The sequence below is a fragment of the Psychromonas sp. 14N.309.X.WAT.B.A12 genome, from assembly GCF_030397575.1.
GTDB lineage: Bacteria > Pseudomonadota > Gammaproteobacteria > Enterobacterales > Psychromonadaceae > Psychromonas.
The window spans coordinates 140,346-153,396 of the sequence record NZ_JAPNXS010000004.1; the positions used below are offsets into that span (position 1 = coordinate 140,346).

Genomic DNA, 13,051 nt, shown 5'->3' on the forward strand with positions numbered 1-13,051 from the left:
AGTGCATGAGAGATCAATAAGGAACAAACGATAATATGGCAAATTTTCCCCTACTCAAACTATGGAATGTGAGTAAAATTTTTCCAGGTGTCATTGCAAATGACAATGTCAATATGAGCCTCAATAAGGGCGAAATATTAGCATTATTAGGTGAAAATGGCGCAGGTAAGTCCACGTTAGTGAAAATGATTTATGGGGTCAATCAACCCGACACTGGTGCTATTTTTTGGAATAATCGAGAAGTCGATATTCACTCTCCAAACCAAGCTCGTGCCATGGGAATTGGCATGGTATTTCAGCATTTTTCTGTGTTTGAAACTTTAACTGTTCAAGAAAATATAGAGTTGGGTTTAGATAAAGAGTTTGTGCAACAACTAGATGATCTGCGCCAAGAGATTATTGATATTAGTAAAAAGTATGACCTACATGTTGACCCTGACCGCTATGTGCACAGTCTGAGTATTGGGGAGCGTCAACGCGTTGAGATTTTGCGTTGTTTGATTCAAAACGTAAAGCTACTTATTTTAGATGAACCTACTTCAGTATTAACACCTCATGAAGTCTCTGGTTTATTTAGAGTATTAAAAAAACTCGCCAGTGAAGGTGGCAGTGTTTTATTTATTAGTCATAAATTAAAAGAGGTCACTGAATTATGCGATCGAGCCGTTATTTTGCGCGGCGGTGTAGTGACAGGTGAATGTATTCCAGCACAAGAAACACCTGAATCGATTGCAAGAATAATGGTAGGGAGTGAGGCAATACTTTCTGAAAACTATCCAAAAACACTCACAGAAGACTCTATATTTACTGCACAGCAATTAACATTAGCACCAACTAACCCCTTTGGATGTGGTTTAACTGATGTCTCTTTAACACTTAGAAAAGGTGAAATATTAGGTGTTGCAGGTGTTGCTGGTAATGGACAAGAGGACTTATTAGAAGCATTAAGTGGTGAAGATACACGTGCAGATAAAGCCAGTATCACTTTTGCAGGGCAACAGATTGGTAACTTAAATGCTGGAGCAAGAAGGGCATTAGGTATGGCGTATGTCCCAGCGGATCGTCTCGGTCAAGGTGCTGTACCTGAAATGAGTTTAACCGATAATACATTATTAACAAATACAGCTTCGATCATTGAGCGAGGTTTTATTATGGGTAATAAGTTAAAAGCCTTGGCCAAGAAGATTATTATTGATAATAACGTCAAATGTCACAACCAAAACTCACAAGCCAAAAGTTTATCTGGCGGTAATTTACAAAAATTTATTATTGGGCGAGAAGTCCAACAATCTCCAACAGTATTGATTTGTGCTCATCCTACCTGGGGGGTTGATATTGGTGCTGCCAGTGCTATACACCGTCAATTAATTGCATTACGCGATCAAGGAGCGGCTATTTTAATTATCTCGGAAGATATTGATGAATTGTTTGTGGTCTGCGATAGATTAACCGCTTTGTATGAAGGCCGCTTGTCACCGATTGTTGAAACGCAACATACGAATATCGAAGAGATAGGTAAATGGATCGCTGGTGGCTTCATTGAACACAAGGAGCCGAACCATGCTTAATGTTCAACCTCGTATAGAAAGTGCGAAATTAATGGCTTGGTTATCGCCTTTTATTGCGATCTGCTTAACCATGTTAGCGTCTAGTTTGATGTTTATCTTATTAGATGTGAGTCCACTAAGAGCCTTTGAAGTGTTTGTGATCATGCCGCTTAGCGATAGTTATAATATCGGTGAATTAATGGTAAAAGCTGCACCCTTGATGTTGTGTGCGACCGGATTAGCTATCTGTTTTCGCGCTAATGTTTGGAATATTGGGGCGGAAGGTCAATTATTAATTGGCGCAGTGGTCAGCAGTTATTTTGCAATACAAGCAGGTGAAAATGCAGGCGTTGGAATGATGATCTTGATCTTGACTTCAGGGGTGATTGCCGGTGCTTTTTGGGCTGCTATCCCTACAGCATTAGACCGTTTTTTCAAAACCAATATTATTCTTTCCACCATTATGCTTAATTACATTGGCTTATATACTTTGTTATGGGCAGTGCATGGACCCTTAGCAGATCCACAAGGTTTTGGTTTTCCTGAATCGGCTATGTTTGCTGATGCGATCCTGTTGCCATTAATTCAAGAAGATGGGCGAGCTTCCATTAGTATTGTCATTGCTATTATTGTTGCACTTATTACTGGCCTTGCTTTGTTTAAAACATTGCCAGGCTTTATTGTGCGCGTTTATGGAGAAGATAAAGCAGCAGCGCGTTACGCTGGTTTTAGTAGTAATAAAGTCGTATGGGGCGTGATGTTATTTGCTGGAGCATTAGCAGGTTTTGCTGGTGCGGCAGAGGTTACAGGGCCCATTGGCCAGTTAATCCCATCGGTGTCACCTGGTTACGGTTATGCAGCAATTATTGTGGCTTATCTTGGTCGATTAAATCCTTTCGGTATTATTATTTCTGCGTTATTTATGGGCTGTTTGTATATGGGCAGCGACTTAGCACAGATAGAGTTAGGTCTACCGACGGCTATCACTGGTTTATTTCAAGGTATTTTATTGTTCTTTATGCTCGCATGTGATTTTTTAATTAATTATAAAATATCATTTTCGTCTAAAAAAATACCTGAAAAACCAGTACTAGCATCATCCGCTGACAGTGAATTAGTCTCTAGCAGCGAAAGCAATAAATAGGAAGGAACGGAACATGGATATGGAACTCATTCAACAAATATTAATTGCTGCACTGAAAACAGGAACGCCTTTATTACTTATCGCATTAGGTGAACTGGTAACCGAAAAATCAGGTGTCCTTAATCTAGGACAAGAAGGGATGGTACTGATGGGCGCAATGGCAGGTTTTGCTGGCGCGTATTATACAGGTAATTTGTTTTTAGGTATGTCTTTAGCAATGGTTGCTGGCATTACCATGGCGTTATTGTTTGGTGCGCTAGCGTTAAGCCTTAATACTAGTCAAGTGGCGACCGGTTTAGCATTAACTATTTTTAGTATTGGATTAAGTTCATTTTTAGGCGGTAGTTTAGTAGGCTCTACTATCCCGGGCTTTAAGTCGATTGCTATCCCATTTTTAAGTGATATTCCTTTCATTGGCAACTTACTATTTAATCAGGATATTTTAATCTACTTCAGTTTTGCTATTGCCGGTGCTACTTGGTGGGTATTACACAAAACGCGTGTAGGATTAACAGTAAGAGCCGTAGGAGAAAATCCACATTCAGCTAATGCATTGGGCATTAAGGTAATTAAAATCAGATATCTAGCAACTTTATTTGGTGGTGCAATGGCTGGTTTGGCTGGTGCTTATTTATCTTTGTCTTACACGCCTATGTGGATGGAAAATATGAGTGCAGGGCGAGGCTGGATTGCACTTGCATTAGTTGTGTTTGCTTCATGGCGAGTAGGGTATTTGATGCTAGGTGCCTATTTATTTGGCATTGCGTCTATCTTACATTTAGTGATGCAAGGTTTTGGATTTGATATTTCACCTAACCTGTTAGCTATGATGCCTTATTTAGCTACCTTGATTGTGATGGTATTAATCAGTTCTGATTCTCTGAAACAGAAACTATCAACACCAATGAGCTTATCAAAGCCCTTTGATCCTAAGCTACATTAAATGTTATTTTGATATAAACAATCAAGCCACTGTTTAGTTTAGCAGTGGCTTTTTATTGGTTATTTTTATTTATTATTATGGCTCATAGGTAAATTCGTTAACTGCTAAGGTATCACCTTGTGCATTTTGTAACTTCACTGCCCACTGTCCTTTCATACTTGGCCCAATAAACTTAGTTGAATGACTTCTCCATCGATCTGCACCAATGGTAATAGGCACAGTGGCAACGTCCTTCCCATTTAAGTTCCAAACATAATAGAGCACAGTATCTTTTAGGTTGTAGACTTCTGAAAAAGCATAAACAGTCAATGTACCATTTTCAACTTCGATATCATTTATCGTGCCAAGGGGCTCATGATCTTCTACCATTGGGGTGATTTGGAAACGATTAATATTGTCAGATAAGCGTTGCACAGAACCTTGTATTAATAGGGTAGAAGGTGGCAGGGTGATATGTTCGGCAAATAGATGTTGCTCGTTGATACTTGTTTCATTATTGGTTGCAATAGGTTGATTACGTTCGATCTCTGACACTTGTGTTTCTTCTACAGTGCCAAAATCTGAATTCGTGCTTCCTGATACACTAAGGTCTGAAACATGAGTGCCTACATCTGTAAAGTTAGTGTCATCTATCGTTTCTTGTGTAGATGAGTCCAATGCTTGGTTTGTAAGGGCTAGATTATTGACCTCATTGACTGAGTTAGTTTCTAGATCCGCTTCTCCATCATTTCCTAAATAGTCTTTTAAGTCTGTATTTGTCGATTCTTCTGCTTTTAAATCAGTGACAAGATAAGCATTACTATCAGTGAAGGTTGTTGTTTCTGTATTAAGGGAATTTACCTCATTTATATCAACAACTAAGTTATTATTATCACTCTGCTGGTTGACTTGAGGCTCCACGGTCAAGGCTACAATCTCATTTGTAGCTTGGTTTTGTTCGATAGTTGAGGTATCGATAACAGGGTTAGCTTGGCTTGTTGTAGTTGTATTATTGGTTAATTGATCAGTGTTAACTAATGGTGTTGTGCTTTGTTCAGTAAAATATTGTTGAGCAAGCATCATTATTACAGCAATAATAAGCGCAACTATTAATAAGCAAGTGATGATCCTCCCCCAATGTAAACTGTGTTCAACTGGCGCAACAACATTTTGGTGCGGTCTAAAGTTAACTCGGACGGTGAAGTCTTCCGGCTCTTTCATCTTATCTCTCACTGCTATCTTGATCAGTTATATTTAAATTAATAAATGCGTTTATTATTGCTGAGTATTACATATTATTGTGATAATTATTTCATTTATTATGCCGATTTGACACATCACTGGCATTTAATTCATTTACACATAAGTAGTGTAAGGCAGATGCTATTATTGTACTTTTTCAAAGTGTAATAATTGATTGTTGGCAGGCATTTTGTGATCTTCTATCAATTCAAGGCCAACTGAATCGGCGAGCAATAGGATATCTTCGATATCACGAATGCCGCTATTGCTATCCCTGTCTTTTAACCATAAATCAAACTCCGCATTACTGTCACTGGTAAATGCATCTTCATATTTAAATGGGCCATAAAAGCAAGCTTTCCCACCTAATGATAAGTTCTGTGATAATCCTTCAAATAACTTCACTACTAATGCCCAACTAATAATGTGTAGTGTGTTGGCAGTATAAACCCCGTCGATCGGTAAATGATTTGTTGGTGTTGGCCAAGTTTCATTTAAGTCGAGTAAAATCGGTGGTTGTACGTTGGTTAGGGTACTTTCATCTAACCACATGTTGATGCCCTGATGATTACTCAGTAAATCACTGGTTTGCCATAACAGATGCGGTAAGTGTTGCGCGAAGAATACGGCATGTTGACCTGTTCCAGATCCAATTTCTAAGATGTGCTTATTATCAGAAAAGACATTTTCTAATATCGCTAAAATTGGTATTTTGTTATTTTCAGAGGCTTGAGAGTATGGTTTGTTTGTCATAGTCATTCATCTAATTGTTTGAAGGGTAATAATTCACGACATTGCGCTTGGTACGTTAGCATATGAGTTCTCTCTTGTTGACAAAAATCTTTGATTGCCTGTTTAAAACTAGGATGCATAATCCAATGATATGAATAGGTTAGTACGGGCTCAAAGCCTCTTTGGATCTTATGTTCCCCTTGTGTACCTGGATTAAATCGACTGAGGTTATGTTCAATACAAAACTCAATCCCTTGGTAATAGCAAAGCTCAAAGTGTAAGTTATTGTAGTATTGAGTTGCTCCCCAATATCGCCCGTATAACTGCGAATCATCATGAAAGAAGAGGGCACAAGCTACATCTTTTTCTTGATCACTTGCGATGATTAATAATATGTTATCTGGCATAGATGAGATAATTTGAGTAAAAAATTGCTTGTTTAAATGTGGTTGATGACCACGCTTTAAATAGGTTATTTGGTAGGTTAAATAGAAAAACTCAATCTCTTGTTCAGTAATTTCATGGCCATTTAAACGGCGAACACTTAATCCTTGTTTAGCAATGGATAACCTTTCTTTCCTTGTTGCTCTGCGTTTACGTGAGGTGAAGGTATTCATAAAGTCATCAATACTGTTGTAATCACGATTAAACCAATGAAATTGAACGGTGTTTCGTTGGTAAACATCTTCAGGCAAGGACGTTTGTATTTGTTCATTAAATAAGATGTGCCAGCTGTTAATATTGTGTTGTTCACAATGCTCAATCAAGGTCGAGAATAAATCGCTTACCTGTAAACTAGAGGATAATATTTTGTTACTTTCTACTGGTGTGAAAGGGATCGCTGCCACTAATTTAGGGTAATAATTTAAATTGTATCGTTCAAACGCATCAGCCCAATCCCAATCAAATACATATTCGCCCCAAGAGTGATTTTTCAAATACATCGGCATAATCGCAATACATTGTGCTTGTGATCTTGCAACTAGGTGATGTGCTTGCCAGCCTTTGTTGATACTAACGGATTGACTCGTTTCAAGTGCATTAAAAAAGTGATATTCGGCAAAAGGGTTATTCGAAGAGTTTAAATGTCGCCAGTCTTGCACATTGATTTTACTGAGAGCATCATTGAATTGAATAGTTATTGGTGAAGTCAATAGCGCATCCTTTATGGTGAGCGTAGAACAATAAACAATATGACTTTTTAACACACAATGTTGTAGTTTGATAGTTTAAGGTGTTAGGGGAGGTTAAAAATAGAAATGACATGATGCTAAATGAAAAAGCGATCATCTATTCAGGGTTATCTGAATCAATGATCGCTTAGGTAGGTGACTTGCTATGATATTGAACATAGCAAGTGAGTTTAGTGGATTGGATTATTTACCTAAGTAAGCTTCCATATCCGTTTTCAAGTTATCAGAGCGAGTACCAAAGATAGCTTGTACCCCATTACCTGACACAACAACACCCGCTGCACCTAGTTTTTTAAGGCCTGCTTGGTCAACGAGCTTGATATCTTCAACGCTGATACGTAAGCGTGTAATACATGCATCTAGGTTTGAAATATTCTCTTTACCACCGAATGCTGTAACTAAAGCAGATGACATCTCTTCGTTGTTTAATACCGCAGATACTTCTTGCTCTTCGTCTTCACGACCAGGTGTTTTAAGGTTTAGCGCTTTGATTACAATTCTAAATAATGTGTAGTAAACCGCTGCGTATACTAGGCCAATAATCACAAAGTAAACGATTTTTTGAGCGTTTGCTGACAGTACTAAGAAGTCAATTAAACCGTGTGAGAAAGAAGTACCGTGAACCATACCTAACATGTTTGTTACAACAAATGCAGAACCTGCTAATAGCGCATGGATTGCGTATAAAACGGGTGCAACGAACATGAACGAGAATTCGATTGGTTCAGTAATACCTGTTAAGAATGACGTTAGTGCAGCTGATAGCATGATACCCATTACTTTTGCACGGTTTTCAGGCTTAGCTGAGTGTGCAATGGCAATTGCTGCAGCTGGTAGACCGAACATCTTGAACATGTAACCGCCTGCTAGTTGGCCGAAACCGTTACCTGCAGCACGACTTGCATCATCAGCAGATAAGTAACAAGTTAAAATACCGTTCAGTTGCTCACCGTTAGCATTAATACATGAACCTGCTTCAAAGAAGAAAGGTACATTCCAGATATGGTGTAACCCAAATGGAATTAGTGAACGTTCAATCACACCGTATAGACCGAATGCAACTGTTGGATTTTGGTTTGCAGCCCAATGTGAGAATGAAGCGATGCCAGCGCCAATTGGTGGCCAAACTACCGCTAATATTGCACCCATAATAATCGCTGCAAAACCAGTCATAATCGGCACTGCACGTTTACCTGCGAAGAAACCAAGGTAATCAGGCAGTGAAATATTATAAAAACGATTAAACATGGCTGCTGCAATACCACCGGCAATAATACCACCTAGCACACCTGTGTTCGCGCCTGGCGCTAGTGTTTCAATAGTTTGCATCATGATGTAGTAACCTACTGCGGCTGCTAAAGCAGACACACCATCATTTTTAGTAAAACCAAGTGCTACACCGATAGCAAACAATAATGCCATGTTACCAAATACTGCGCCGCCAGCTTGTTCCATTAGCTGTGATACAACATCAGGTAGTATGCTAAATTTAGCTGCACCCACACCTAATAAAATACCTGCAATAGGTAATACGGATACAGGAAGCATTAATGACTTCCCTACTTTTTGTAAATTGCCGAATAAGTTCATGAGTGATTCTCCATTGTTGCTCATAATCGTCGTTGATTAAATTATTAAAAGCGATGCTTCTAAGTTGAGATGGAGTATATAGAGATAAAGCAAAGGCGTTATTGAAGCCAAACACTAAAATCGATTAAGTTACATTTAATTACTTTATTATTTTACGATGATACATTCTGTTACAAAAGAAATAATTGCTTGATTTTGAATGGGTAGGGAAAGGTTGATAGTTGGGTTAGGGTTGATGTTTTTGGCTGTATTTATGTGTTATCTGGATGAAAAAGTGCTAAAGATTATCGATAATTAGCTGTTGAGTAATGACCTCACTCAACAGCTAACTTGATTAGTAGCAAAAAAGGTTAACCACGTACAACCATCACACGGAATTTTCTGCCTTTTAATTTACCTTCGCTCAGTTTTTTGAAGGCAATTTTTAAATGCTCACGACTAACGGCCACATAAGACCAGAAATCAGAAACAGAAATCTTACCGACTTGTTGTCCTGTAATGCCATCGTTTCCAGTTAATGCGCCCACAATGTCACCAGGACGAATTTTTTGTTTTTTGCCACCCTCAATACGGATGGTAACCATTTCTGATGGTGCAGGCACAACGTCTAAAAAGCTCGCATCAGGTAATTCACTGGCGCTAATATTACGATCTAAAATATCTTCTAATAACTTGATACGGTAATCATCTTTGTTGCTGTAGAAGGTAAATGCAAGACCTTTACTGCCTGCTCGTCCGGTACGTCCCACACGGTGAACGTGAACTTCTTGATCGTGTGCGACATGAAAATTAAACACTGCGCTTAAATTATCAATGTCTAAACCTCGTGCTGCTACGTCGGTTGCAACTAAGACACGTGCGCTTTTATTAGCAAAACGAATTAAAGCTTGATCGCGATCTTTTTGTTCTAAGTCACCGTGTAACGCTAACGCGCTGTAACCGCGGTTAGCCAGTTCTTCAGCTACCTCTTGCACTTCACGTTTAGTGTTACAAAAGACCACACTTGAGTCAGGTTGATAGCGGTTAAGTAATAAACGTAACGCTAACATACGCTCTTGATTATTTTGCACCGAATAGAAGGTTTGCTCAATACTCGCATTATCATGGGTTGCAGCCACAGTTACCTGCTTTGGCTCGGTTAATATACGCTTGGCAATTTGTTGAATGCCTTCTGGGTAAGTGGCACTGAATAAAAGCGTTTGTCGTTGTTTCGGACAATGTTCAATAACAGTATCAATCGCATCTTGAAAGCCCATCTCTAGCATACGATCTGCTTCATCAAGCACCAAAACAGATAAGTTTTGTAAGTTTAGTGAGCCACGTTTTAAATGGTCTTGAATACGTCCTGGTGTGCCAACAATAATATGTGCACCATGCTCTAGCGACCCCGCCTGTGGACCTAATGGTGTACCACCACATAATGTCAGTACTTTAATATTATGAATAGCGCGTGCTAATTTTCGAATTTCAGCGGCTACTTGGTCGGCTAGTTCTCGAGTTGGGCAAATCACTAACGACTGAATATTAAATTGCTTAACACGTAAGTGATGTAAAATACCTAGGGTAAATGCCGCAGTTTTACCTGATCCGGTTTTACCTTGTGCAATAACATCTTCACCTTTTAAAATAAGTGGTAAAGATTGCGCCTGTATCTCAGTCATCTGCTGATAATTTAATGATTCTAGGTTGCTTAAAAGGCTCTTTGATAAAGGCAAACTTGCAAAAGAGGTGTCACTCACGATAATAATTTCCTGATCGGCTAATAATGACCGCTACAATAACAGTTTGTGGGGTGGTGAACAAAATTATTAGGTCAAAATACAGTATTACTTACAAGGTGATGGAAAAAGCTACTTTGAGGGGCAATCAAAAATTAGTTGATTAAGTGACCAAAGCACAAATTCGTGACTTTGGCCGGCAAATTGAAATTTAAGTTATAGTTGTGGTGCGTCGAAGTTAGCGGGTTGATCGCTATAAACACATACATTGTGAGCTTCCACTAAGCCGTCTTCGGCAACACATTGTTGTTCAAAAAATGCCACTATCTCTTTTCGTTGACAATGTGCTTCAAAAGCTGCTTTATTTGCCCAAATTTCATTAAATACAAAGGGAAAGCTTTCACCTGTCGCGAAAGGATTATCTATTTGTCTTGTAACCAAGTATTGAATACAACCATCTTCGCGTTGAGAGTTAGGCTCTAGTGATTGAAGTACCTTGAATAACTGCTCTTCTTTGTCTGGTTTAGGGCGAAACATAGCGATGCAATAAATTTTTTGTGACATTATTTTTCCTCTATCGGGACAGATACATCATAGGATGTATGTTTAATACATTGTGAGCTAAATAGTGGTATGACGCGTATCAATAATATCAACGTCATTCTGAATATTGTTATAGGTCTAGCGTATTTCACTTAACCTTTACTGTATGATATTAAAATACACTGATGATATTGAGCTTAATTCTAGGTATTTAATACGCATTACAGAGTCTTTGTCTTATTTGTTAAACAACCAGTTACTATCATTTATACCAAGCATTTAAATCTATTTTTTATTTAAGGAAGTTAACATGGATATCTTATTGGAATACGTACTGAATATACAAGTGTTTATCTTGATATTAGTGGTGATCATTTTAAAGAAATCAATTATTTTTGTACCACAAAATCGAGCCTATTTAATTGAGCGTTTTGGTAAGTATCAGTCAACACGTGAAGCAGGTTTAAATTTTTTAGTGCCATTTATTGATCATATTGGTGCAAACCGTTCTTTGAAAGAACAAGCGGTTGATGTACCAAGCCAAAGTGCTATTACACGAGATAACATCTCATTGAGTGTGGATGGCGTATTATTCTTCCGAGTATTAGACCCGTATAAAGCTACTTATGGGGTTGATGATTATGTGTTTGCTGTGACGCAATTATCACAAACTACGATGCGTTCAGAGTTGGGTAAAATGGAGTTAGATAAAACCTTTGAAGAGCGTGATGTATTAAATACTAATATTGTTGCATCAATTAACGAAGCTGCTGGCCCTTGGGGCATTCAGGTCTTACGTTACGAAATTAAAGATATCGTACCACCAACAACCGTCATGGAAGCCATGGAAACTCAAATGAAAGCAGAGCGTGTTAAACGTGCTCAAATTTTGGAGTCAGAAGGTGATCGCCAAGCGGCTATTAACGTTGCGGAAGGGCAAAAACAATCAGTAGTATTACAAGCACAGGCTGAAAAAGAAGAGCAAGTATTACGTGCACAAGGTGAAGCAGAAGCGATCATTGCTGTTGCAGAAGCACAAGCTGAAGCATTAAATAAAGTAGGTGAAGCTGCGAATACAGAATCAGGTCAAAAAGCGATTCAGTTAGACCTCGCAACCAAAGCGATTCAAGCTAAAGCGGCCATTGCCAAGGAATCTTCAGTAGTACTGCTGCCTGATAGCGGCAATGATGCAGCTTCAATGGTAGCGCAAGCAATGACAATAATTACTAGCTTGAATAATAATAAAGGCTAATTATGGAATATCTACTGGCACACCTCCCGCAAACACTCGTCGTACTAGGCTTGATCTTTTTAGTGATTGAGGTCTTAGTGTTGGGCTTCTCAACTTTTGTTTTATTATTTGTTGGTATAGGTACCATTGTTACTGGTTTATTAATGGCACTAGGTTTTTTACCTGAAACATTAGTAAACGCATTACTCGCGACGGCGGTTTTATCGTCGTTGGTGGCTTTAGTGAGTTGGCAGCCCATGAAGCGTATGCAGAACAAAGTAGAATCTCATCAAGTCGATAACGGTATGGTAGGAGAAACATTCACCTTAGAGGAAGATCTACTGGTAGGCAAAACAGTGAATCATCGATATTCAGGAATTGATTGGCAAGTGAAATCTAAACAAGCTTTATCGGCAGGCACTGAAGTTAAGATAGTCAATATGCAAGTGGGTGTATTAACGGTGGAATCGGTTTAGTTCAGATGGTTTTGATTAACAATAAAGTTAAGTGAACAGTAGATGTAATTTAACGACACTCATTCAGCCAAAAATAAAGCCGATAATTATATCGGCTTTATTGTTTTAGCTGTTATGGGGTAACTAATCGCTAGGATTAAGCACGACCCATGAATTTCTTTTCTGTAGTGTTCACACGGATTTTATCACCCGTTGAAATGTGCTCTGGTACTTGTACTGTCAATCCTGTTGTTAAGATTGCTGGTTTAGTACGTGCCGTCGCAGAGCCGCCTTTGATTGATGGGTCAGTTTCTGTGATAGTTAAATCAACACTTGCAGGTAACTCAACACCTACTGGTGCACCATCAACGATAACTACTTGTAAACCTTGTGTATTTTCATCAATGAATAATACTTCTTCAGCGATGCTTTCTTTGTTTAAGTTATAAGGAGTGTAGTCTTCGTTATCCATGAAGACATACTCTTCACCGTCAATGTAAGAAAACATAACATTACGACGAATTAAGTCAGCCAAAGTTAACATGTCGCTGTCTTTGAACGTTTCATCGGTTTTTGCGCCAGTTACAACATCGTACATACGCATACGGTATAAACTACCTCCAGCACGCCCTTGTGGGACAGAACGTTCGATGTCTTTGATAATGTAAACGCTGTTATTAAATTCAATCGCGGTGTTTTTCTTGATATCACTTGCCTTAGGCATCTTATCTTTC

At 38.7% G+C, this 13,051-nt stretch carries 12 protein-coding genes; 5 read left to right on the forward strand and 7 right to left on the reverse strand.

Annotated features, from left to right (window positions below; all coding sequences use genetic code 11):
* Window positions 1-35 precede the first annotated feature (35 nt).
* Genes OW492_RS07095 through OW492_RS07105 form a run of 3 tightly spaced genes read left to right on the forward strand, consistent with a single transcriptional unit; the run spans window position 36 to window position 3,634 of the window.
* Window positions 36-1,568, forward strand: coding sequence for an ABC transporter ATP-binding protein (locus OW492_RS07095; RefSeq protein ID WP_290039232.1), 1,533 nt, complete (start codon window positions 36-38; stop codon window positions 1,566-1,568).
* Entirely contained in the window at window positions 1,561-2,691 is a 1,131-nt protein-coding gene (locus tag OW492_RS07100) for an ABC transporter permease (RefSeq protein ID WP_290039233.1), read from the forward strand. The genes OW492_RS07095 and OW492_RS07100 overlap by 8 nt, the downstream gene beginning before the upstream one ends.
* Window positions 2,692-2,704: 13 nt before the next feature.
* Window positions 2,705-3,634: an ABC transporter permease gene (locus tag OW492_RS07105; protein ID WP_290039234.1), complete on the forward strand. Its 930-nt coding sequence runs from the start codon at window positions 2,705-2,707 to the stop codon at window positions 3,632-3,634.
* A gap of 75 nt (window positions 3,635-3,709) precedes the next feature.
* On the opposite strand, the gene OW492_RS07110 is transcribed toward OW492_RS07105, so the two are convergent.
* From OW492_RS07110 to OW492_RS07135, 6 genes are all read right to left on the reverse strand, one after another.
* Window positions 3,710-4,834 (reverse strand): DUF2914 domain-containing protein, encoded by a 1,125-nt coding sequence (locus OW492_RS07110; protein ID WP_290039235.1) that lies wholly within the window; start codon window positions 4,832-4,834, stop codon window positions 3,710-3,712.
* A 165-nt stretch (window positions 4,835-4,999) separates the two neighbouring features.
* Complete coding sequence (locus OW492_RS07115; protein WP_290039236.1) at window positions 5,000-5,608, reverse strand: DUF938 domain-containing protein; 609 nt, start codon at window positions 5,606-5,608, stop codon at window positions 5,000-5,002.
* Window positions 5,609-5,610: 2 nt separating this feature from the next.
* On the reverse strand, window positions 5,611-6,741 hold the full coding sequence (locus OW492_RS07120; RefSeq protein ID WP_290039237.1) for a GNAT family N-acetyltransferase: 1,131 nt from the start codon (window positions 6,739-6,741) through the stop codon (window positions 5,611-5,613).
* A gap of 222 nt (window positions 6,742-6,963) precedes the next feature.
* Window positions 6,964-8,370 carry a PTS glucose transporter subunit IIBC gene (ptsG, locus tag OW492_RS07125; protein WP_290039238.1) on the reverse strand — a complete coding sequence of 469 codons (1,407 nt, stop codon included), beginning with the start codon at window positions 8,368-8,370 and terminating at the stop codon, window positions 6,964-6,966.
* 350 nt (window positions 8,371-8,720) lie between these two features.
* Complete coding sequence (gene dbpA / locus OW492_RS07130) at window positions 8,721-10,109, reverse strand: ATP-dependent RNA helicase DbpA (protein WP_290039239.1); 1,389 nt, start codon at window positions 10,107-10,109, stop codon at window positions 8,721-8,723.
* Between the two features lie 195 nt (window positions 10,110-10,304).
* A complete protein-coding gene (locus OW492_RS07135; protein WP_290039240.1) occupies window positions 10,305-10,652 on the reverse strand; it encodes a putative quinol monooxygenase in 348 nt (115 codons plus the stop codon).
* A 289-nt stretch (window positions 10,653-10,941) separates the two neighbouring features.
* Between OW492_RS07135 and OW492_RS07140 the strand changes: the two genes are divergently transcribed.
* Entirely contained in the window at window positions 10,942-11,883 is a 942-nt protein-coding gene (locus OW492_RS07140; RefSeq protein ID WP_290039241.1) for a slipin family protein, read from the forward strand.
* A gap of 2 nt (window positions 11,884-11,885) precedes the next feature.
* Window positions 11,886-12,338 carry an NfeD family protein gene (locus tag OW492_RS07145; protein WP_290039242.1) on the forward strand — a complete coding sequence of 151 codons (453 nt, stop codon included), beginning with the start codon at window positions 11,886-11,888 and terminating at the stop codon, window positions 12,336-12,338.
* Between the two features lie 136 nt (window positions 12,339-12,474).
* Here the strand turns inward: OW492_RS07145 and yeiP are convergent, their stop codons facing one another.
* On the reverse strand, window positions 12,475-13,041 hold the full coding sequence (yeiP, locus tag OW492_RS07150; RefSeq protein ID WP_290039243.1) for an elongation factor P-like protein YeiP: 567 nt from the start codon (window positions 13,039-13,041) through the stop codon (window positions 12,475-12,477).
* Between the last annotated feature and the right edge of the window lie 10 nt (window positions 13,042-13,051).

Coding starts and splice junctions, on each gene's coding strand:
- OW492_RS07095 (WP_290039232.1), top strand. CDS start 36: ATGGCAAATTTTCCCCTACTCAAACTATGGAATGTGAGTAAAATTTTT.
- OW492_RS07100 (WP_290039233.1), top strand. CDS start 1,561: ATGCTTAATGTTCAACCTCGTATAGAAAGTGCGAAATTAATGGCTTGG.
- OW492_RS07105 (WP_290039234.1), top strand. CDS start 2,705: ATGGATATGGAACTCATTCAACAAATATTAATTGCTGCACTGAAAACA.
- OW492_RS07110 (WP_290039235.1), bottom strand. CDS start 4,834: ATGAAAGAGCCGGAAGACTTCACCGTCCGAGTTAACTTTAGACCGCAC.
- OW492_RS07115 (WP_290039236.1), bottom strand. CDS start 5,608: ATGACAAACAAACCATACTCTCAAGCCTCTGAAAATAACAAAATACCA.
- ptsG (WP_290039238.1), bottom strand. CDS start 8,370: ATGAACTTATTCGGCAATTTACAAAAAGTAGGGAAGTCATTAATGCTT.
- OW492_RS07135 (WP_290039240.1), bottom strand. CDS start 10,652: ATGTCACAAAAAATTTATTGCATCGCTATGTTTCGCCCTAAACCAGAC.
- OW492_RS07140 (WP_290039241.1), top strand. CDS start 10,942: ATGGATATCTTATTGGAATACGTACTGAATATACAAGTGTTTATCTTG.
- OW492_RS07145 (WP_290039242.1), top strand. CDS start 11,886: ATGGAATATCTACTGGCACACCTCCCGCAAACACTCGTCGTACTAGGC.
- yeiP (WP_290039243.1), bottom strand. CDS start 13,041: ATGCCTAAGGCAAGTGATATCAAGAAAAACACCGCGATTGAATTTAAT.